The sequence below is a fragment of the Staphylococcus sp. HMSC070D05 genome, from assembly GCF_001815595.1.
Classification (GTDB): Bacteria; Bacillota; Bacilli; order Staphylococcales; family Staphylococcaceae; genus Staphylococcus; species Staphylococcus hominis.
Genome location: NZ_KV821149.1, coordinates 90,919 through 112,503 on the forward strand (window position 1 = coordinate 90,919; position 21,585 = coordinate 112,503).

The window sequence follows — 21,585 nt, forward strand, 5'->3', positions numbered from 1 at the left end:
GTAAGTCATGACTCAAAATGATTCAATGACAGAATTAAGACAACAAGCTTTAGTAGACATTAACGAAGCGCAAGATGAACGTGCTTTACAAGATGTTAAAGTAAAGTATCTAGGAAAAAAAGGTTCTGTAAGTGGCTTAATGAAAAATATGAAAGATTTACCAAATGAAGAAAAGCCAGCTTATGGACAAAAAGTAAATGAGTTAAGACAAGCAATTCAAAATGAACTTGATGAAAAACAAGAATTATTAAAAAATGAAAAGTTAAACCAACAACTTGCTGAGGAAACAATTGATGTTACATTACCTAGTCGTCAAATTAATATTGGCTCAAAACATCCATTAACTAGAACGGTTGAAGAAATTGAAGATTTATTCCTAGGATTAGGATATGAAATTGTTGATGGATACGAAGTAGAACAAGATTATTATAATTTTGAAGCTTTAAACCTTCCTAAATCACATCCAGCCCGAGATATGCAAGATAGTTTTTATATTACAGATGAGATTTTAATGCGTACTCACACATCTCCAGTGCAAGCACGTACAATGGAAAAACGTCACGGTCAAGGACCTGTAAAAATTATTTGTCCTGGAAAAGTGTATCGACGAGATTCAGATGATGCTACACATAGTCATCAATTTACACAAATTGAAGGTTTAGTGGTAGATAAACATATTAAAATGAGTGATTTGAAAGGAACGTTAGAGTTAGTAGCTAAAAAATTATTTGGTGCTGATCGTGAAATTCGATTACGACCAAGTTATTTCCCATTCACAGAGCCATCAGTGGAAGTAGACGTCTCTTGTTTCAAATGTAAAGGTAAAGGATGTAATGTATGCAAACATACTGGATGGATTGAAATCTTAGGTGCAGGTATGGTACATCCTAATGTTCTAGAGATGGCCGGTTTTGATTCAAATGAATATTCTGGCTTTGCATTTGGTATGGGGCCAGATCGTATAGCAATGTTAAAATACGGAATCGAAGACATTCGTCATTTCTATACAAATGATGTGAGATTCCTTAATCAATTTAAAGCTGTAGAAGATAGAGGTGAAGCAAAATGTTGATTTCAAATGAATGGTTAAAAGATTACGTAGATGCTGGTGTACCTGCTAAAGACTTAGCTGAGCGTATTACACGTACAGGTATTGAAGTAGCAGATATTATAGATTACTCAAAAGATATTAAAAATTTAGTAGTAGGATATGTAAAATCTAAAGAAAAACATCCAGATGCAGATAAATTGAATATCTGTCAAGTTGATATAGGTGAAGAAGAACTTGTTCAAATTGTTTGTGGGGCACCTAATGTTGATGAAAATCAATATGTGATTGTAGCTAAAGTAGGTGGACGTTTACCTGGAGGTATTAAAATAAAACGTGCCAAATTACGCGGAGAACGTTCGGAAGGTATGATTTGTTCCTTACAAGAAATTGGTGTCTCAAGTAATGTTGTACCAAAAGATTATGAAAATGGAATTTTCGTATTTCCTAATGAAGTGACACCAGGAACTGATGCACTAGACGCATTATATCTTAATGATCAAATTATGGAATTTGATTTAACACCTAACCGTGCAGACGCTTTAAGTATGGTGGGAACTGCATATGAAGTTGCGGCGTTATATCAAACTGAAATGACTAAACCAAACACAACGCTTAACGAAACTGAAACTTCAGCAACAGATGAGTTATCAGTGACAGTTGATAATCCTGAAAAAGTCCCTTATTACAGTGCAAGAGTTGTTAAAAATGTGAGAATTGCACCATCACCTATTTGGATGCAAGCACGTTTAATTAAAGCTGGTATCCGTCCAATTAATAATGTAGTTGATATTTCTAACTATGTATTACTCGAATATGGTCAACCACTTCATATGTTTGATCAAGATCATATGGGTTCTAAAGATATTGTTGTACGTCAAGCAAATGAAAATGAAACAATGACAACATTAGACGATACTGAAAGAACTCTTATTGATACAGATATCGTTATCACAAATGGTAAAGAACCTATTGCATTAGCTGGTGTTATGGGTGGAGATTTTTCAGAAGTGACTGATCAAACAATGAATGTCGTAGTAGAAGGTGCGATTTTTGACCCTGTATCTATTCGTCACACATCACGTCGTTTGAATTTACGTAGTGAGTCTTCAAGTCGCTTTGAAAAAGGTATCGCAACAGAATTTGTCAATGAAGCAGTCGATAGAGCTTGTTATTTACTTGAACATTATGCCTCTGGCGAAGTATTAAAAGATAGAGTGGCACAAGGGGATTTAGGTTCACTTGTTACACCAATTGATATTACTGCTGAAAAAGTAAATCAAACAATTGGTTTTAATTTATCAAATGATGAGATTAAAGCTATTTTCGAACAATTAGGATTTAAAACGATTCAAAATGCCGATACTTTAACAGTATATGTACCTTCACGTCGTAAAGATATTTCAATTAAGGAAGATTTAATTGAAGAAATAGCAAGAATATACGGTTATGATAATATTCCTTCAACTTTACCAGTGTTCGATGATGTAACTAGTGGAAAATTGACAGATCGTCAATATAAAACGCGTACGGTAAAAGAAACACTCGAAGGTGCAGGATTAAATCAAGCCATCACATATTCACTTGTGTCTAAAGACCATGCCAAAGATTTTGCATTACAAGAACGTCCTACAATTAGTCTACTTATGCCAATGAGTGAAGCGCATTCTACATTACGTCAAAGCTTATTACCACATTTAATCGAAGCAACAGCTTATAACGTAGCACGTAAAAATAAAAATGTAAGATTATATGAAATTGGACGTGTATTCTTTGGTAATGGCAAAGATGAATTACCAGATGAAATAGAATATTTAAGTGGTATTCTAACTGGAGAATATGTAGTTAATACTTGGCAAGGTAAAAAAGAAGAGATTGATTTCTTTATTGCTAAAGGTGTAGTCGATCGAATTGCTGAAAAATTAAATTTAGATTTCACTTATGAAGCTGGCGAAATTAAAGGTCTTCATCCAGGTAGAACTGCGATTGTTTCATTAGAAGGTAAAAAAATAGGATTTGTAGGAGAATTACATCCTCAATTAGCAGCTGAAAATGATCTTAAACGCACATATGTATTTGAATTGAATTATGATGCAATGATGCAAGTAGCTGTAGGTTACATTAATTATGAACCAATTCCAAAATTCCCTGGTGTATCAAGAGATATTGCTATGGAAGTAAACCGTGACATGCCTTCCTCAGAATTATTAGACATTATTCATGAGAATGGTGAAGACATTCTAAAAAATACGCTTGTATTTGATGTTTATGAAGGTGAACACTTGGAAGAAGGTAAAAAATCAGTAGCCATTCGTTTAAATTATTTAGATACTGAAAATACACTTACTGATGAACGTGTTTCTAAAGTTCATGATAAAATTTTAGAAGCATTAAAAGCTACAGGCGCTACAATTCGATAAAAAAATAAAGAAGAGTTTGGAACTTACATCCTAGAAAAATAGCCAGTAAATGCGTTTATTATATAGTCATTTACTGGTTTCATTATTTACAATACTTTATATAGTTGACTCGCCTTATTAGGGGCAGATTCAGTCTGAAGTCTTTAGCGTATAGAGTCTAGCTCAAATATTTTGTCTTTATATGTAATTTTACATTTGAATATTAAAAAATAAGGCCTTTTCGTATAATTTAATAAACTTCACTAAGCTAAATTAACGAGGTGCCTTATTTATAAATATTCTAACATGACTCAACTTACTCTACCGATAGAAACTTCAGCACTTGTTCCCACAAATGCTGTGTCACGATATGTAAATAATAGTGTTGAAACAATTCTCGATACTGAATTTGATGAATTCAGACATCGTCGTAGTGTTACCTTATAGCATTCTAAAATGTTCTTTATTGATACTTTTTATTAACCAATGTCCATGCTTTATCACGATTTTTAAAATGTTTTTTTGAAATAGAGTCTAACTTACTAATATTATATTTTTCAATAATTTGAGCAGCAATTAAATCTACTTTATGACTCGCGCCTTTTGGAATGTCAAAATGCATCATTTTTGATATTGAATTCATGTGCTTAATAAAAGCATAGCGAGAAATGATACTTGCTGCTGCAATAGCAAGGGATTTAGATTCTCCCTTTGTTTCAAATTTTGTTTGATTTGGAAAAGGTAAGTCGCTTAGAGCATAATGCTTGTAGACGTTACGTTCTGCAAATTGGTCAATGACAATGTAGTCTAATGCTTTAGTATCTATCTTGTTAGTTACATTTTTTATCGCTTCATTATGAAGGACTGCTTTCATTTTTACTTGAGACCAACCTAGTGCTTGTCTTTCATTATATTTAGTATTGTTTAATGTAAGTAATGAATGAGGAATAAAGGTAATCAGTTGTTCTGCAAGTTCAATAATTTTAGTGTCTGTTAATTTTTTCGAATCATCTACGCCTAGTGTTCTTAAAATATCTATTTGCTCGTTAGGTACATAAGCAGCACAAACCGTTAATGGGCCGAAATAATCACCACTTCCCGCTTCATCACTACCAATACAGTTATAATCATCATATGTGATATTATGGAAACCATCTGCCTTTGAAGATTTTGAATTAGTTCCAGAATCAGTAGTACAAAATTGACGCGCTACATGTTCAGCATGTTTTCCTTGAAACATAACTTTACCAGAATTGTAAATACTAATGACAGTGTCATGATATTTGGTTCTTGCTTTCATCCCATTAGGTAAATTGGATGTACTAAAGTTAATTTGGTTCATCAGTTGCTCAATATCTTGATTAGTTAATTTATGTACTACATTTCCCATAAATTGTTTAAACCTCTCTTTTAAAATTCTAATAGATATACTTTAACATAATGAATATAAGAACGTAGGTTTAGTGGTATAAATAGTATTTTAAATCTATAATTACAAATAAGAGACGCTCATGTATAATAATAATAATCTACTTATTCACTCAACAAAACATTAGTCAAAGAAATTTAAAATATTATCAAAAGTCAGGAGTTAATACAATGGGAGAATTTAAAAATCGTATTAATGTATCGATCAATGATCAAAATTTTACGATTATCGGTGACGATGATCCTGAACACATACGTTATGTAGCACATTTAGTAGATGAACAGCTAAGATTATTAGGACGTAAATCAGCAGGATTAGATACAACAAGAAAAGCAATTTTAACTGCAGTGAATATCATGGACGAAAAAGTGAAATTGGAAGAAGAAAACGAAATATTAAAACAAATGATTTATGAATTAAAACATCAGGATAGCTAAATGACTATAGATTTAGTAATGATACTTATTATGTTGATGTATATGATAATTGGTTTTAGAAGAGGTCTTTGGCTGAATAGTCTTCATTTGTCGTCTACACTTGTCTCACTATTCATTGCGCATCGTTTTTACCAATATATATCAAAACAAATGATTGTTTTTGTTCCATTTCCTAAAACAGTTGCTTTTGATACGCACTTCGCATTTCACTACCATGATGTACAACAACGTTTTGATACTATGGTGGCATTTTTATGTATTGCTTTTATAAGTAAGTTGCTTTTATATCTTATTATTGTAACTTTTGATAATATAGTGTCATATCATAATATTCATGTTACAAGTCGAATATTGGGAAGCGTATTAGGTAGTATTGCAAGTGTGATTGTACTGCAACTTGTTTTATATTTAGTATCTTTATATCCTAATGAATGGATTCAGGAAAGTTTAAAACACGGTTATTTAAGCCATATTATTCTATTTAAGATGCCGTTTTTATCATCTTATATACTAAATTTATAAATAAAAAAGATAAAAGGTCAGGACTAGGTGATGATATAAACCTCCTGGTCTCTTTTTATGGAGTGAATGTAATGACAAAGAAAGATGTAATTCAACTACTAGAAAAAATTGCTATATATATGGAATTGAATGGAGAAAATACGTTTAAAGTATCTGCTTATCGCAAAGCAGCACAAAGTCTTGAAATAGATGAACGCCCTTTAGATGAAATCAAGGATGTTACTGAATTAAAAGGAATTGGAAAAGGGGTAGGAGAGGTCATTAGCGAATATCGAGAAACAGGTACCTCATCAACTTTAAAAGAATTGCAACGTTTAGTTCCTGAAGGATTAATTCCTTTAATGAAAATTCAAGGTTTAGGTAGTAAAAAAATTGCAAAGTTATATAAAGAGTTAAATATTACAGATAAGGAAAGTCTTCAAGAAGCTTGTGAAGCGGGAAAAGTTAGTGAATTAAGTGGATTTGCTAAAAAAACGGAACAAAATATACTTGAAACAGTAAAAGCACTAGGAGCTAAAAAAGATTATTATCCTATTGATTTGATGCGACATTTAAATAAAGATATTATGACTTATCTAGAACAATTAGAAAAAGTTAAACATTATTCTGAAGCAGGTAGTTTCCGTCGTTATAAAGAAGTAAGTAAAGATTTAGACTATATTATTAGTACACGAAACCCACTTCATGTACAACAACAGCTTTTAAATATTCCAAATAAAGTGAAAGAGGTCGCAGTTGGAGAAACGAAAGTATCACTTGAATTGGAATATGATGATGAAACGATAGGTGTAGATTTTAGACTTGTTGAACCAGAAGCTTTTTATCATACCTTACAGCACTTTACAGGTTCCAAAGATCATAACATTCGCATTAGACAACTTGCTAAAGCACAAAATGAAAAAGTAAGTGAGTATGGTATCGAACAACAAGATGGAACGTTACTCCAATTCCAAAGTGAAGCTGAAATTTACCAACACTTCGGTAGGAATTGGATTGCTCCAGCAATGCGTGAAGATGCTAGTGAGTTTGATCGTGATTTAAACTCAATCATTACATTAGATGATATTAAAGGTGATCTTCATATGCATACAACGTATAGTGACGGCGCTTTCTCTATACGAGAGATGATTGAAGCAAACATAAAAAAAGGCTATGAATACATGGTCATTACGGATCATTCAAAGAGTTTAAAAGTTGCTCATGGATTACAAGTTGAACGACTATTACGTCAAAATGAAGAAATAAAAAATTTGAATGAAGAATACACAGAAATAGATATTTACTCAGGTACAGAAATGGATATTTTACCTGATGGATCATTAGATTATGAGGATGATATATTATCACAACTTGACTATGTTATTGCAGCTATTCATCAAAGTTTCAATCAATCTGAAGAAGAGATTATGAAGCGCCTAGAATATGCATGTCGTAATCCTTATGTTAGACATATTGCACATCCAACCGGTCGTATTATTGAGCGACGTGAAGGGTATCAACCTAATATAGAACACTTGATGCAACTTGCCGAAGAAACACAAACAGTAATGGAAATTAATGCTAACCCAAAACGATTAGATTTAAATGCTGCCACTGTTAAAAAATATCCAAATATTAAATTAACAATTAATACAGATGCTCATCATGTGGATCATCTTGATTTTATGAAATATGGCGTAGCTACTGCGCAAAAAGGATTTGTAAATAAAAATAGAGTGATTAATACTATGACGCGTGACGCTTTTAAAAACTTTATTAATAATAATACTAAATTACAGAAATAGAGGGATTGTATGAGACAAAAAACATTAGACGTCTTAGAGTTTGATAAAATCAAATCATTTGTAGCTTCTGAAACGATAAGCGATTTAGGACGTGAAAAAGTGTCTAAAATGTCTCCAGCAACTGATTTTGAAACTGTAGAATTTCAAATGAATGAGACAGATGAAATATCACAAATTTATAATAAACATCGTTTACCTAGTTTAAGTGGTTTATCAAAAGTATCACCATTAATTCACCGTGCTAAAATTGGTGGTGTGCTTAATGTTACCGAATTAAATGTAATTAAGCGGTTGGTACAAGTACAAAATCAATTTAAAACATTTTATAATCAACTGCTTGAAGAAGATGAAGGCGTCGTAAAGTATCCAATTTTAAATGAAAGAATGAATCAACTACCTGTACTTACTGATTTATATCAAGAAATAAATGAAAAATGTGATGCTTATGATTTGTACGATAATGCAAGTTATGAATTACAAGGTATTCGAAGCAAAATATCAAGTACGACTCAACGCATTAGACAAAATTTAGATCGTATTGTTAAAAGTCAAGCTAATCAAAAAAAACTTTCAGATGCTATTATTACAGTGAGAAATGATCGTAATGTGATACCGGTAAAAGCAGAATATCGACAAGATTTTAAAGGAATTGTGCATGATCAATCAGCTTCAGGACAAACCCTTTATATTGAACCATCTTCCATTGTTGAAATGAATAATCAAATTAGTCGATTAAGAAATGATGAAGCAGTAGAACGTGAACGTATATTAACAGAATTAACAGGTTTAGTAGCTGCTGATGATGATAATTGTTTAGTGGCAGAGTCAGTTATGGGTCAAATTGATTTCTTAACGGCTAAAGCGCGTTATGCACGATCAATTAAAGGGACAAAACCTACTTTTTATAAAGAAAGAACGGTTTATTTACCTAATGCTTATCATCCTTTATTGAATAAAGATACAGTCGTAGCAAATACAATTGAATTTATTGATGATATTGAAACGGTTATTATTACGGGACCTAACACAGGTGGTAAAACTGTCACTTTAAAAACGTTAGGACTTATCATTGTGATGGCTCAATCCGGGTTACTCATTCCTACATTAGATGGCAGTCAATTGAGTGTATTTGAAAATGTATACTGTGATATAGGTGATGAACAATCGATTGAACAATCGCTATCTACGTTTTCATCACATATGAAAAATATTGTAGAAATTTTAAAAGAAACTGATAAAAATAGTCTTGTTTTATTTGATGAATTAGGTGCTGGAACCGATCCGAGTGAAGGTGCTGCCTTAGCTATGAGTATTCTCGATCATGTAAGAGATATTGGTTCGCTAGTTATGGCAACGACGCATTATCCAGAGCTTAAAGCTTATAGTTATAATCGTGAAGGCGTTATGAATGCAAGTGTTGAGTTTGATGTGAATACGTTAAGCCCGACTTACAAATTATTAATGGGTGTTCCTGGACGTTCCAATGCCTTTGATATTTCTAAAAAATTAGGTTTAGGATTAAACATCATTAATAAAGCTAAAACAATGATTGGCACAGACGAACAAGAAATTAATTCAATGATAGAATCATTAGAGAAAAACTCTAAGCGTGTGGATGAACAACGTATTGAGCTTGAAAAATTATTGAGAGAAGCACGAACAACGCATGATGATTTGGAACGACAGTATCAACAATATAAAAATTATGAACAAAAATTAATGGATGAAGCTAAAGATAAAGCTAATCAACGCATTAAAATAGCTACAAAAGAAGCAGATGACATTCTAAAAGATTTAAGAGAAATGCGAGATAAAAAAGGGGCCGACGTTAAAGAACATGAACTAATTGATAAGAAAAAACATTTAGAAGATCAATATGAAGCTAAATCCTTAAAACAAAATGTAAAAAAACAAAAATGGGATGATATTCATGCTGGCGATGAAGTTAAAGTATTATCTTATGGACAAAAAGGTGAAGTATTAGAATTAAGCGGAGAACATGAAGCTATAGTTCAAATGGGTATTATCAAAATGAAATTACCTATTGAAGACTTAGAAAAAACGAAAAAGAAAAAAGAAAAACCAACTAAAATGGTGACACGCCAAAATCGTCAAACTATTAAAACAGAATTAGACTTAAGAGGCTATCGTTATGAAGAAGCGGTTGGAGCTTTAGATCAATATATTGACCAAGCTGTATTAAGTAACTATGAACAGGTTTATATTATTCATGGTAAAGGTACAGGTGCACTTCAAAAAGCAGTTCAAAATCATTTAAAAAAACATAAAAGTGTTCAATCTTTTCGTGGTGGAATGCCAAGTGAAGGCGGATTTGGTGTTACAGTAGCAGAACTTAAATAATATAAAACTATAATGTTGATTTTTTTAAAATTTGTCGTACAATAAAGCAAGCGTTTAATCTTAACACAAGTGTATGACAAGATTAATAATTAGTGATAAAGATGAGCAAGAGCAATGCAGATATATAGAAAGTCTGTTATAATTTGCTCATCATTGAATATTTAAGGAGGATTGGCAATTATGGCAATCGTAAAAGTTACAGATTCAAATTTTGATGAAAACATTCAATCAGGTGTTAAATTAGTAGACTTTTGGGCAACTTGGTGTGGACCTTGTAAAATGATCGCGCCTGTGTTAGAAGAATTAGCTGGAGACTATGATGGTAAAGCAGACATCTTAAAATTAGACGTAGATGAAAACCCATCTACTGCTGCTAAATTTGAAGTAATGAGCATCCCAACTTTAATTGTATTTAAAGATGGAGAAGCAGTAGATAAAATAGTAGGTTTCCAACCTAAAGAAAACTTAGCAGAAGTTTTAGATAAACATCTATAATATTTAGTACAATTATAAAAGAATGGAGCATTACATGTTATGTAATTGCTCCGTCTTTTTTATGTGAACTTCAAGTTAATAGAAAGGAGGATACGGATGACCGACTACGAAGAAAAAATTAGAGATAAATTAAGTGTCGTCCCATTTGAACCAGGCTGTTATTTAATGAAAGATCGAAATGACCAAATTATTTATGTAGGTAAAGCAAAACGTTTAAGAAATCGACTACGTTCTTATTTTACTGGTGCACATGATGCAAAAACTACACGTCTTGTTAGTGAAATTCGCAACTTCGAATTTATTGTAACTTCAAGTGAGACAGAATCATTATTACTTGAGTTGAATTTGATCAAACAATATCAACCTCGCTACAATATTTTATTAAAAGATGATAAAAGTTATCCTTTTATAAAGATTACTAAAGAAAAACATCCACGTTTACTTGTGACTCGTACAGTAAAAAAAAGGACAGGAAAATATTTTGGACCTTATCCTAATGCATATTCAGCACAAGAAACTAAAAAATTATTAGATCGTATTTATCCTTTTAGAAAATGTGATAATATGCCCGATAAATTATGTCTATATTATCATATCGGTCAGTGTATGGGACCATGTGTGTATGATGTAGATCAACAAACATATGCACAAATGACGCGTGAAATTACTGACTTTTTAAATGGAGAAGATAAAACAATTCTTCATAATCTTGAAACACGCATGCTAGATGCTAGTGAAAAGTTAGATTTTGAACGTGCTAAAGAATATAGAGATTTAATTCAACATATTCATAATTTAACTAAAAAACAAAAAATTATGTCTTCAGATAATACAATTAGAGATGTTTTTGGATATAGCGTTTCTAAAGGTTGGATGTGCATTCAAGTATTCTTTATTAGACAAGGAAATATGATTCAACGTGATGCAACAATGATTCCTCTACAACAAACAGAAGAAGAGGAATTTTACACTTTCATTGGACAATTCTACAGCTTAAATCAACATATTTTACCTAAAGAAGTACACGTACCGAAAAATTTAGATAAAGATATCATTCACTCTGTAGTTGATACAAAAATTGTTCAACCTGCGCGTGGAACAAAGAAAGAAATGGTTGATTTAGCTAATCATAATGCTGAAGTTGCACTAGAAAATAAATTTCAATTAATCGCTAAAGACGAGTCCAGAACGGTAAAAGCCATTGAAGAACTTGGTGAAAGAATGGGTATTCAAACACCGATTAGAATTGAAGCATTCGATAACTCAAATATCCAAGGTGTTGATCCTGTTTCGGCAATGGTAACATTTGTGGATGGTAAACCGGATAAAAAAGGATATCGTAAATACAAAATTAAGACTGTGAAAGGTCCTGATGATTATAAGTCGATGAGAGAAGTTGTACGCCGTCGTTATACGCGTGTACTTAATGAAGGTCTTCCATTGCCAGATCTTATTATCGTTGATGGTGGTAAAGGACATATGTCTGGTGTCATAGATGTACTAGAAAATGAACTAGGTTTAGACATTCCTGTTGCTGGATTAAGAAAAAATGATAAACACCAAACGTCTGAATTATTGTATGGTGCAAATGCTGAGGTTGTACCTCTAAAGAAAAATAGTCAAGCCTTTTATTTGCTCCATAGAATCCAAGATGAAGTGCATCGTTTTGCGATAACATTCCATCGTCAAACCCGACAAAAAACTGGATTACAATCTGTTCTTGATACAGTAGATGGTATAGGAAGTAAACGAAAAACAAAATTATTAAGAACATTTGGTTCCATTAAAAAAATGAAAGAAGCTAGTATAGAAGATTTAAAAGCTTCAGGATTACCTAAAAAGGTAGCTGAAAATCTACAATATGCTTTAAAAGAAGATTAATTTCAAAAAAAGGGGTATGACTTTGAATTTCATACCCCATACATATAGAAAGAATGTTACAATATAGTTAACAAAAAGCTTATTTTTTTAAGAAAGTATGGAAGCGTTTTCTAAATGAGAGATATTATTATTTTATAGTAGTTGCATGGTTATTGTGTAATACTTGTATATCTCATTTATTCGTCTTGTTTTTAATTGTATTTACTTTTTTAAGACATACTTGTAGTTATAAAAAATAATAATACTCAAACTAATAAAAAAAGATGTTTGATTTGTTTAATTTTCAGAAAATTTACAATCATTATAACTATTATATGTTTATACATACAAGTACTAAATAAAATAGTAAATGCGTTTATAGTACTATCTTAAAAAGAAGCTATTTAAATTTATAAGTTTTATAACAGGGGGGACTCCTTTTGGCTAAGTCTAAAAATGAATTTTATCTTAGACGTCTTCATTCACTACTAGGGATTATTCCGATTGGTGCGTTTTTAATTGTTCATTTAATGGTTAACCACCAAGCGACTCAAGGAGCTGAGGCTTTTAATAAGGCTGCAGGCTTTATGGAATCTTTACCATTTTTATTAGCAGCTGAACTTATTTTAATTTACATTCCAATTTTATATCATGGATTATATGGTATTCATATTGCTTTTACTGCTAAAGAAAATATCGGCCATTATTCATTATTTAGAAACTGGATGTTTGCGTTACAAAGGTTAACAGGGATTATTGCTTTCGTATTCATCTTTGTACACCTATGGCAAACACGTTTACAAAAACTTTTCTTTGGTAAAGAAATCAGTTATGACATGATGCATCAAACGTTACAAAATCCAATTTGGGTTATTGTGTACGTTATTTGTGTTATTGCTGTCATTTTCCATTTTTCTAATGGTATTTGGTCATTTTTAGTAACATGGGGATTTTTACAATCTAAAAAATCACAACGTATTTTCACATGGGTTTCATTAATTATTTTCTTAATTCTGTCATACATAGGTGTGACTGCAATTTTAGCTTTTGCATAAAAAATGAAAGTAATAAAAGCATAGTTATAAAAGGAATCAATAGATTAGTTTCAGATATATTTTAGGGGAGTGACAATTCTATGGCAGAGAAAAAAATTATTGTTGTCGGAGGTGGCCTCGCGGGGCTAATGTCAACAATTAAAGCTGCAGAACAAGGTGCACATGTGGACTTATTCTCAATTGTACCTGTTAAACGTTCGCACTCTGTATGTGCCCAAGGTGGTATTAATGGTGCGGTAAATACTAAAGGTGAAGGAGATTCACCATGGATTCATTTTGACGATACAGTATACGGTGGAGATTTTTTAGCAAACCAACCACCAGTCAAAGCAATGACAGAAGCTGCACCAAAAATTATCCATTTACTAGATCGTATGGGCGTTATGTTTAATAGAACAAATGAAGGATTATTAGACTTTAGACGTTTCGGAGGGACACTTCATCATAGAACAGCATATGCTGGGGCAACTACAGGACAACAATTACTTTACGCTTTAGATGAACAAGTTCGTTCTTTTGAAGTTGATGGTTTAGTTACTAAGTATGAAGGATGGGAATTTTTAGGATTAGTTAAAGATGATGAAAATGCAGCAAGGGGTATTGTTGCTCAAAATTTAACTACTTCTGAAATTAAATCTTTCGGTTCTGATGCTGTTATTATGGCTTCAGGTGGTCCCGGTATTATTTTTGGTAAAACAACGAATTCAATGATTAATACTGGATCAGCTGCATCTATCGTATATCAACAAGGCGCTAAATATGCAAATGGAGAATTTATTCAAATACATCCTACGGCAATTCCTGGTGATGATAAATTACGTCTAATGAGTGAATCGGCACGTGGTGAAGGTGGTCGAATTTGGACTTATAAAGATGGAAAACCATGGTACTTCTTAGAAGAAAAGTATCCTGATTATGGTAATTTAGTACCACGTGATATTGCAACACGTGAAATCTTTGATGTATGTATCAATCAAAAATTAGGTATTAATGGTGAAAATATGGTGTATCTTGATTTATCTCATAAAGATCCACATGAATTAGATGTTAAATTAGGTGGTATTATTGAGATTTATGAAAAATTCACTGGTGATGATCCACGTAAAGTACCTATGAAAATATTCCCAGCAGTACATTATTCAATGGGTGGATTATATGTAGATTATGATCAAATGACAACTATTAAAGGGTTATTTGCTGCAGGAGAATGTGATTTCTCTCAACATGGCGGTAACCGTTTAGGTGCTAACTCGTTATTATCAGCGATTTATGGCGGTACAGTAGCAGGTCCAAATGCAATTAAATACATTGAAAATATCGAAACATCATATACTGAGTTAGATGACAGTATTTACCAAAATCGTGTAGATGAAGAACAAAAACGTTTCGACGAATTACTGAATATGCATGGTACTGAAAATGCTTATAAACTTCACCGTGAATTAGGCGAAATTATGACAGCTAACGTTACAGTAGTACGTGAAAATGATAAATTATTAGAAACGGATAAAAAAATTGTTGAGTTAATGGAACGTTATCAAAATATTGATATGGAAGATACACAAACTTGGAGTAACCAAGCTGTATTCTTTACACGTCAATTATGGAATATGTTGCAACTCGCACGTGTTATAACCATTGGTGCGTATAACCGTAATGAATCTCGTGGCGCACATTATAAACCAGAATTCCCAGATCGTAATGACGATGAATGGTTAAAAACAACTTTAGCTGAATATCAAGGTGAATATGAAGCACCTAAATTCACATATGAACCTGTCGATATCAGTTTAATTCCACCACGTAAACGTGACTATACAAGTAAATCTAAAGGAGGTAAAAAATGATGGCTAACAATCAATCAGTAAAAGACACTCCAGAAGAATTACGTCATACAGATGAACAACATAATCAAGAAACAACACATAAAAAAGAAAAACACACGCAAAAAACAGTTAAATTGATTATTAAACGTCAAGATAACCAAGAAGCAAAAGCGTATGAAGAAACATTTGAAATTCCTTATAAAGAGAATTTAAATGTGATTGCTTGTTTAATGGAAATAAGACGCAACCCTGTTAATAGTAAAGGAGAAAAAACAACGCCAGTAGTATGGGATATGAACTGCTTAGAAGAAGTATGTGGTGCTTGTTCAATGGTTATTAACGGCCGTGCACGTCAAGCCTGCTCAGCCATTGTTGACCAATTAGAACAGCCGATTCGTTTGGAACCTATGAGTACATTCCCAGTCATTCGTGATTTACAAGTTGATCGTACAAGAATGTTTGATAACTTAAAACGTATGAAGGCTTGGATTCCAATTGATGGTACTTATGATTTAGGCCCAGGTCCACGTATTCCAGAAAAGAAACGTCAAACAGCATATGAATTATCAAAATGTATGACATGTGGTGTATGTTTAGAAGTATGTCCTAATGTAACACGTAATAATAAATTTATTGGTGCGCAAGCTATTTCACAAGTACGTTTATTTGATCTACATCCAACTGGTTCAATGACTAAAGATGAACGACTGAATGCTTTAATGGGTGAAGGTGGTTTACAAGAATGTGGTAACTCTCAAAACTGTGTTAATGCATGTCCGAAAGGTATTCCATTAACAACGTCAATTGCAGCAATGAACCGTGAAACATCGTTCCATATGTTTAAATCATTCTTTGGTTCTGATCATCAAGTAAATTAAATATGTCATATTTGCCAGCGAAGTGAAAACTTTGCTGGTTTTTTATTAATGAGAAATTCGATACGGATATAAACGTTTATTTAGTAAAATAAAAATGAGCAAAAATATCAATTAATGAATGATTAGGTTTGTCTATGGTAAAATAAACGTATTATGTATTATAAGGATGAATATAAATGAATAAACCCATTGGTGTCATAGACTCTGGAGTTGGAGGACTAACTGTAGCCAAAGAAATTATGCGACAACTTCCTAATGAGACAATATATTATTTAGGCGATATCGCAAGGTGTCCATACGGTCCAAGACCTGGAGAAGAAGTAAAAACCTTTACGACGCAACTTGCTAATAAACTGATGGAATTTGATATAAAAATGTTAGTCATTGCTTGTAATACTGCAACTGCAGTGGCTTTAAAACATTTACAGCAGTTATTACCAATTCCAGTTATTGGAGTCATTGAACCTGGTGCTAGAACTGCTATTATGACGACAAAAAATCAAAAAGTTTTAATTTTAGGTACTGAGGGCACGATTAAATCAGAAGCTTACCGCCATCATATTAAAAAAATTAACCCAAATGTCGAAGTATATGGGGTAGCATGTCCAGGTTTCGTACCACTCGTTGAACAAATGCGTTATGATGACCCTACAATAACTAGTATTGTAATACATCAGACTTTAAAACATTGGCGTAATACAGATGCTGATACTGTTATTTTAGGCTGCACGCATTATCCATTATTATATAAACCTATTAATGATTATTTTGGTGGAAATAAAAGAGTTATTTCTTCTGGGCTTGAAACTGCACGTGAAGTCAGTGCATTACTTACGTTTAGTAATGAACATGCAAGCTATACTCAACAACCAAAACATCGTTTTTTTGCAACAGGTGATACCGTTCATATTAAACATATTATTGCTCAATGGTTAAAATTAGATGTAGAAGTTGAACGTATAAAAGTAGATTAAATTTAAAACAGAATTGAAAGGAAGATTTAAGTGGCAGACATTGTTATAGCTTCTAATAACAAAGGTAAAATAAATGATTTTAAAGCTATTTTTCCAAATGATAATGTTATTGGTATTTCAGAAATTATAAAAGACTTTGATGTTGAAGAAACAGGCACTACCTTTGAAGAAAATGCTCGATTAAAATCTGAAGCGGCAGCTAAAGCACTCAATAAAAGTGTGATTGCTGATGATAGTGGTTTAGAAGTATATGCTCTAAATGGTGAGCCTGGTGTATATTCTGCACGTTATGCTGGTCTTGGGAAAAATGATGAGTCAAATATTGATAAAGTACTTAAAAAGTTAGAAGGTAAGACAAATAGAAAGGCACAATTTGTATGTGTGATTAGCATGAGTGCGCCAAATGAACCAACACGTATATTCAAAGGAACTGTATCAGGAGAAATTACAACAGAACGTAAAGGTGAACATGGATTCGGGTATGATCCTATTTTTTATCTTCCAGAGAAGAACAAAACCATGGCTGAATTAACTACAGAAGAAAAAAGCGATGTGAGTCATCGTGGAAATGCAATTAAAGCTTTAAATGAATATTTGGAGCGTGAAAAATAATGTCTAAATGGTTAATTGTAAGTGATAATCATACAGAATCTGGAATTCTATATGAATTATATGACTATCATATAGACGCAGATATATGCTTACATTTAGGAGATTCTGAATTTAAATATAACGATACTGAATTAAGCTTGTATCAACGTGTAAAAGGTAACTGTGATTTTTATCCTGAATTTCCAAATGAAGACATCATTGAAAAGAACAGTATTAAAGCATTATACACCCATGGTCATCTTTATGGTGTAAATCAAACGCGTATGCGTTTGGCTGAAAAAGCACAATCTCTTGGTTGTCAACTTGCTTTTTATGGGCATACACATATAGCTAAATATGAAAAATTAGGCGACGTCCATATTATAAATCCTGGTAGTATTTCACAGTCGCGTAGTAATATAGAAGAAACGTATGCAGAACTACTTATAGAGGATGAAAGTAAAAAAGCTACGCTGAATTTTAGAAGTAGAGATCATCAAGTCATTCAATCAATAGAATTCGAAATTAATTAACTATTAAAAGGGCTAGGATTACAATGTAAGATAGTCTAGTCCTATCTAATTTCAAATTTGATAACAAACATTTAGCTATTTAGTTTAACTAAATAGCAACGAAGAAAGTAGGTGATTAGTTGCAATTATACGTAATTAGTGGAAAATATAAACTTTTTTTATATTAAAGCTATTGCTAAATAAGATTTCTTTAGATATAATAATACTTGTGTTAAAAAATAATGTCCTGGTAGCTCAGCTGGATAGAGCAATGGCCTTCTAAGCCATCGGTCGGGGGTTCGAATCCCTCCCAGGACGCTAATAGCTTTTAATTAAGCACCTTTTCATTTCAAGAACGCTGTAATGACGGCGTTCTTTTTATTTTTCCTATTAATTGAATATCATAGTCTATCAATTTTTAGGGACTTTTCAGGGACCCGAGTCCCCAACTACATTGCATTGATTATTTCTACTGCTTTTTGATTTTCTTCTTTATATTGTTCTTCCAATAAATGTGAATACACATCCGTTGTAACTGAAATATTTTTATGGCCTAATCTTTTTGAAATGTAATAAATAGAAATGCCTTTTGCTAAAAGATAAGAACAATGTGTATGTCTTAATGCATGAGAAGTTATTTCTTTTATTCCTAGATCATTACAATATGCTTTTAATCTTTTATTAACTGCATTAATAGTTAGATTACCAAAAACACTGCCGTCAATCGTTGCTGGTAACTTTGAAACAGATTGTATGATGAATTTCATATCATCTTTACTCACTTCTACGTATCTAGGTGATGAGTCTGTTTTGTGTTCATCTATATATATTTCATTTTTTACTTGGTTAAGATACTCTCTCTTTAAATTTAATGCACCGCTAACACGACAACCTGTGCAAATCATAATATATAAAACTAACGAAGATGCATTATCTTTAGTTTTTAGATACTGCTTTAATTTCTCATAATCTTCTAGGTTGATAAATTTACTATCTTCACTTTTATTAGGATTACTCGCTTTATAATTTACTTTGAATGTAGGGTTTTTAGTTATTAAACCTTCATACACTGCATCATCTAATGACGTTCTAATATAACCGTTTAATTTTCTGATTGATTCTTTAGAATGAGATTTAGAGTAATCATTTATAAAATTTTGATAGTGATACCTAGAAATGTCTTTTAAAGATTTTTTACCGATACTATGTTCACTTATATGTTTTATAGCTGAAGCATACGACTTATATGTTCTAGGGCTTACAGTGGATAATTTGAACGTTTCACACCACGTTTTAAAATATTCGCTCAATGTTAAGTTAGGTTGATAGTCGATACCATTTTTTAATTCGCTCATTCTTTCTAGTCCAGCAGCATCAGCTTCTCTTTTTGTTCTAAACCCTTTTTTACGATACCTTTTACCCTCATATTTAAATTCATATTGCCATTTTTTACCGTCATAACAACGTGTTTTCATATAATCACCTCAAAAAAAGTAAAAAAATAATAAGGGTAGGCGGACTACCCTGAAAATACTAATTAATTGGTTCGACTTCATCTAATATTTCATTTTGACGTTTTTCCATTGCTTCATATTCTTCGTCGCTTACATCTTCCTCAAACATTTTATCTGATAGATCAAAATATTCTTTTTGAAGTTTAGCTTCTTTTTCTTCTTGTGCTTTTCTATCATCTTCTATTTGTTTATCAACTTCGTCATAATCTATCATTCCCGCGTCTGTACCAGGAGTTGATTCGGAAGAATTAGAATTATCATATACTGATTTTTCTTGACCACTTTCAACTCTTAAAGAACTTTCATAAGCTGCACTAGCAGGACCTTCCATAACGTTACCTTGAGGGATAACACCATTAGCTACTGCATTGTTATAAGCTTGTATTTTAGTTGTTTCACTATAATTTCCATAGATAACTGATTCAAGAGTACCTCTATCTTTGATGTTTGTTACATCAACGTTTTGTGTGTTTTGAGATTTTTCATTTGATGAGTTATCTTGATCGTCTAATTCATTATCATTGTGTTGTTCTTCAGTAGAATTATCTTCTTGTTTAGATTTGTTATCTTCATTTTCTTGAGATTTCTTTTCTTCTTTAGACTTTTTATCCTCTTTGGATTTATTGTCTTTTTTATCTTCCGATTTCTTTTCGGTTTTGCTTTCTGACTTAGTATCAGAATCGTTATTAGATGCATCGTTATTACCACAAGCGCCTAAAATTAATGTGCTTGCGAAAATTAATGCTAAGAATTTTTTCATTATATATCTCCTTTGATTTATTTTTAATAATAAGATTTTATACAAATATCAATTTCTTATTTGAAAACAATTTTATCTTCATCATAAGCATCAACTGAATAACCTACATATGCATGTGTTTTTAATATTAAATGTTTTGGTTCGCTTTTAAATTCATATTCATAAATATTAAATTTGAATTCTTCTGTTATTGTATGGTGTTCTTTTAATTCAACATTTGTGTGTAATGTAAATGTTTGTAATTCATTTTCTAAAACAGGAAATTGACTCTTTTTATCAGGATTTTCATATCTTTCTACTAAAGTTAATGAAATTTTGTTAATAGTTTGAGAAGAATTACCACCCTCTATTCTTACAATTCCTTCCAAAGTATCATTACTATGAATACTTTTATTTTTTACTAAAGTTTCAACCTTCACAGAGTTTATTCCAATAGAAGCAAGAAGATTTTCAAACATAGAACCAAATCCTTTCTGATTAAATATTTTAATTAAACAATTACCATAACACTAATCAATTCTGTGCAACTTATAAACCCTTAATGGCTCAAATGTGATAGAGTAAAACAAAAGGGTACCAAGTACCCTCATCATTCTACTTATCTAAGTTGTCTACTGCATATTGCGCTTCTTCTTCTGTGAATTTATAGCCAGAATTTGAAATTAATTGATCGTAAATTGCATCTTTAGACATATTCATATCTTCTTGATAAGATTTTGCACTTTCTAATGCGTTTTTCTTATAATCAGCTTTCAAGTGGTCAACCGCATATTGTGCATCTTCTTCTGAGAATTGGTCTCCAGCACTAGAAGTTAATTGTTCATAAATTCCTTGTTTAGACATATGCATTCCGTCCGCATAATTTTTAGCTGAATTTAATGCTGCTGTCTGTTCTTTGGAAGCATTTTTGTCTTCTTTAACTTCTGAATTATCATCATTCATTTGTTTATCTACTTCGTTGACAAAGGCTCCAGTACATGATGTAAGACCAATGATTAATAGGATTAATAAAACTAAACAACCACCGCAACCCCAAAGCCAGCCTTTTTTACGTTTCTTCTTTTTCTCTTCTTCTTGTTGCTTTTGATATTCTTGAAACTGTCTAAATTGTCTTTCTTCTTGTTCGTTATTAAATTTTTC

At 31.9% G+C, this 21,585-nt stretch carries 20 protein-coding genes and 1 tRNA gene; 16 read left to right on the top strand and 5 right to left on the bottom strand.

Annotated elements, in window-relative coordinates; all coding sequences use genetic code 11:
- Positions 1–7 precede the first annotated feature (7 nt).
- From pheS to HMPREF3046_RS11380, 3 genes are all read left to right on the top strand, one after another.
- Positions 8–1,072 carry a phenylalanine--tRNA ligase subunit alpha gene (pheS, locus tag HMPREF3046_RS08740; protein ID WP_070718757.1) on the top strand — a complete coding sequence of 355 codons (1,065 nt, stop codon included), beginning with the start codon at positions 8–10 and terminating at the stop codon, positions 1,070–1,072.
- A complete protein-coding gene (pheT, locus tag HMPREF3046_RS08745; RefSeq protein ID WP_070718759.1) occupies positions 1,066–3,468 on the top strand; it encodes a phenylalanine--tRNA ligase subunit beta in 2,403 nt (800 codons plus the stop codon). Before pheS ends, pheT begins: the two co-directional genes overlap by 7 nt.
- A 285-nt stretch (positions 3,469–3,753) precedes the next feature.
- Complete coding sequence (locus HMPREF3046_RS11380) at positions 3,754–3,894, top strand: hypothetical protein (protein WP_176746081.1); 141 nt, start codon at positions 3,754–3,756, stop codon at positions 3,892–3,894.
- A 16-nt stretch (positions 3,895–3,910) separates the two neighbouring features.
- Here the strand turns inward: HMPREF3046_RS11380 and rnhC are convergent, their stop codons facing one another.
- On the bottom strand, positions 3,911–4,837 hold the full coding sequence (rnhC, locus tag HMPREF3046_RS08750) for a ribonuclease HIII (RefSeq protein ID WP_070718761.1): 927 nt from the start codon (positions 4,835–4,837) through the stop codon (positions 3,911–3,913).
- A gap of 209 nt (positions 4,838–5,046) precedes the next feature.
- Between rnhC and zapA the strand changes: the two genes are divergently transcribed.
- The 13 genes from zapA (at position 5,047) to HMPREF3046_RS08815 (ending at position 18,489) form a co-directional block, all read left to right on the top strand.
- Positions 5,047–5,313: a cell division protein ZapA gene (gene zapA, locus HMPREF3046_RS08755; RefSeq protein WP_070718764.1), complete on the top strand. Its 267-nt coding sequence runs from the start codon at positions 5,047–5,049 to the stop codon at positions 5,311–5,313.
- Entirely contained in the window at positions 5,314–5,835 is a 522-nt protein-coding gene (locus tag HMPREF3046_RS08760; RefSeq protein ID WP_070718767.1) for a CvpA family protein, read from the top strand.
- Positions 5,836–5,906: 71 nt separating this feature from the next.
- Positions 5,907–7,619 carry a DNA polymerase/3'-5' exonuclease PolX gene (polX, locus tag HMPREF3046_RS08765; RefSeq protein ID WP_070718771.1) on the top strand — a complete coding sequence of 571 codons (1,713 nt, stop codon included), beginning with the start codon at positions 5,907–5,909 and terminating at the stop codon, positions 7,617–7,619.
- Positions 7,620–7,628: 9 nt separating this feature from the next.
- A complete protein-coding gene (locus HMPREF3046_RS08770; protein WP_070718775.1) occupies positions 7,629–9,980 on the top strand; it encodes an endonuclease MutS2 in 2,352 nt (783 codons plus the stop codon).
- Between the two features lie 180 nt (positions 9,981–10,160).
- Positions 10,161–10,475, top strand: coding sequence for a thioredoxin (gene trxA / locus HMPREF3046_RS08775; protein ID WP_070718777.1), 315 nt, complete (start codon positions 10,161–10,163; stop codon positions 10,473–10,475).
- Positions 10,476–10,571: 96 nt separating this feature from the next.
- The gene (uvrC, locus tag HMPREF3046_RS08780; RefSeq protein ID WP_070718780.1) at positions 10,572–12,356 is read left to right on the top strand and encodes an excinuclease ABC subunit UvrC; all 1,785 of its coding nucleotides are present in this window, start codon (positions 10,572–10,574) and stop codon (positions 12,354–12,356) included.
- Positions 12,357–12,775: 419 nt separating this feature from the next.
- Complete coding sequence (locus HMPREF3046_RS08785; protein ID WP_070718783.1) at positions 12,776–13,390, top strand: succinate dehydrogenase cytochrome b558 subunit; 615 nt, start codon at positions 12,776–12,778, stop codon at positions 13,388–13,390.
- An 80-nt stretch (positions 13,391–13,470) separates the two neighbouring features.
- Positions 13,471–15,237 carry a succinate dehydrogenase flavoprotein subunit gene (gene sdhA, locus HMPREF3046_RS08790; protein WP_070718787.1) on the top strand — a complete coding sequence of 589 codons (1,767 nt, stop codon included), beginning with the start codon at positions 13,471–13,473 and terminating at the stop codon, positions 15,235–15,237.
- Positions 15,237–16,094 carry a succinate dehydrogenase iron-sulfur subunit gene (sdhB, locus tag HMPREF3046_RS08795; protein ID WP_037556106.1) on the top strand — a complete coding sequence of 286 codons (858 nt, stop codon included), beginning with the start codon at positions 15,237–15,239 and terminating at the stop codon, positions 16,092–16,094. Before sdhA ends, sdhB begins: the two co-directional genes overlap by 1 nt.
- A gap of 176 nt (positions 16,095–16,270) precedes the next feature.
- A complete protein-coding gene (racE, locus tag HMPREF3046_RS08800) occupies positions 16,271–17,068 on the top strand; it encodes a glutamate racemase (protein ID WP_070718790.1) in 798 nt (265 codons plus the stop codon).
- A 30-nt stretch (positions 17,069–17,098) separates the two neighbouring features.
- Positions 17,099–17,680 carry an XTP/dITP diphosphatase gene (locus tag HMPREF3046_RS08805; protein WP_070718793.1) on the top strand — a complete coding sequence of 194 codons (582 nt, stop codon included), beginning with the start codon at positions 17,099–17,101 and terminating at the stop codon, positions 17,678–17,680.
- Complete coding sequence (locus HMPREF3046_RS08810; RefSeq protein WP_070718796.1) at positions 17,680–18,192, top strand: YfcE family phosphodiesterase; 513 nt, start codon at positions 17,680–17,682, stop codon at positions 18,190–18,192. Before HMPREF3046_RS08805 ends, HMPREF3046_RS08810 begins: the two co-directional genes overlap by 1 nt.
- 223 nt (positions 18,193–18,415) lie before the next feature.
- Positions 18,416–18,489: transfer RNA gene (locus HMPREF3046_RS08815), tRNA-Arg, on the top strand.
- A 131-nt stretch (positions 18,490–18,620) separates the two neighbouring features.
- Here HMPREF3046_RS08815 and HMPREF3046_RS08820 read toward each other — a convergent pair.
- The 4 genes from HMPREF3046_RS08820 to HMPREF3046_RS11385 all read right to left on the bottom strand — a co-directional run.
- On the bottom strand, positions 18,621–19,646 hold the full coding sequence (locus tag HMPREF3046_RS08820; RefSeq protein WP_070718798.1) for a tyrosine-type recombinase/integrase: 1,026 nt from the start codon (positions 19,644–19,646) through the stop codon (positions 18,621–18,623).
- Positions 19,647–19,704: 58 nt separating this feature from the next.
- Positions 19,705–20,445: a hypothetical protein gene (locus HMPREF3046_RS08825; protein ID WP_070718800.1), complete on the bottom strand. Its 741-nt coding sequence runs from the start codon at positions 20,443–20,445 to the stop codon at positions 19,705–19,707.
- A 56-nt stretch (positions 20,446–20,501) separates the two neighbouring features.
- Positions 20,502–20,903: a sporulation protein gene (locus HMPREF3046_RS08830; protein WP_070671798.1), complete on the bottom strand. Its 402-nt coding sequence runs from the start codon at positions 20,901–20,903 to the stop codon at positions 20,502–20,504.
- Between the two features lie 136 nt (positions 20,904–21,039).
- On the bottom strand, positions 21,040–21,585 hold a 546-nt coding region (locus tag HMPREF3046_RS11385; protein WP_176746082.1), incomplete at its 5' end, for an Ltp family lipoprotein.

Coding starts and splice junctions, on each gene's coding strand:
- HMPREF3046_RS08820 (WP_070718798.1), bottom strand. CDS start 19,646: ATGAAAACACGTTGTTATGACGGTAAAAAATGGCAATATGAATTTAAA.
- pheS (WP_070718757.1), top strand. CDS start 8: ATGACTCAAAATGATTCAATGACAGAATTAAGACAACAAGCTTTAGTA.
- uvrC (WP_070718780.1), top strand. CDS start 10,572: ATGACCGACTACGAAGAAAAAATTAGAGATAAATTAAGTGTCGTCCCA.
- zapA (WP_070718764.1), top strand. CDS start 5,047: ATGGGAGAATTTAAAAATCGTATTAATGTATCGATCAATGATCAAAAT.
- HMPREF3046_RS08810 (WP_070718796.1), top strand. CDS start 17,680: ATGTCTAAATGGTTAATTGTAAGTGATAATCATACAGAATCTGGAATT.
- HMPREF3046_RS08760 (WP_070718767.1), top strand. CDS start 5,314: ATGACTATAGATTTAGTAATGATACTTATTATGTTGATGTATATGATA.
- racE (WP_070718790.1), top strand. CDS start 16,271: ATGAATAAACCCATTGGTGTCATAGACTCTGGAGTTGGAGGACTAACT.
- rnhC (WP_070718761.1), bottom strand. CDS start 4,837: ATGGGAAATGTAGTACATAAATTAACTAATCAAGATATTGAGCAACTG.
- HMPREF3046_RS08825 (WP_070718800.1), bottom strand. CDS start 20,445: ATGAAAAAATTCTTAGCATTAATTTTCGCAAGCACATTAATTTTAGGC.
- sdhB (WP_037556106.1), top strand. CDS start 15,237: ATGGCTAACAATCAATCAGTAAAAGACACTCCAGAAGAATTACGTCAT.
- pheT (WP_070718759.1), top strand. CDS start 1,066: ATGTTGATTTCAAATGAATGGTTAAAAGATTACGTAGATGCTGGTGTA.
- HMPREF3046_RS11380 (WP_176746081.1), top strand. CDS start 3,754: ATGACTCAACTTACTCTACCGATAGAAACTTCAGCACTTGTTCCCACA.
- HMPREF3046_RS08830 (WP_070671798.1), bottom strand. CDS start 20,903: ATGTTTGAAAATCTTCTTGCTTCTATTGGAATAAACTCTGTGAAGGTT.
- sdhA (WP_070718787.1), top strand. CDS start 13,471: ATGGCAGAGAAAAAAATTATTGTTGTCGGAGGTGGCCTCGCGGGGCTA.
- HMPREF3046_RS08770 (WP_070718775.1), top strand. CDS start 7,629: ATGAGACAAAAAACATTAGACGTCTTAGAGTTTGATAAAATCAAATCA.
- trxA (WP_070718777.1), top strand. CDS start 10,161: ATGGCAATCGTAAAAGTTACAGATTCAAATTTTGATGAAAACATTCAA.
- polX (WP_070718771.1), top strand. CDS start 5,907: ATGACAAAGAAAGATGTAATTCAACTACTAGAAAAAATTGCTATATAT.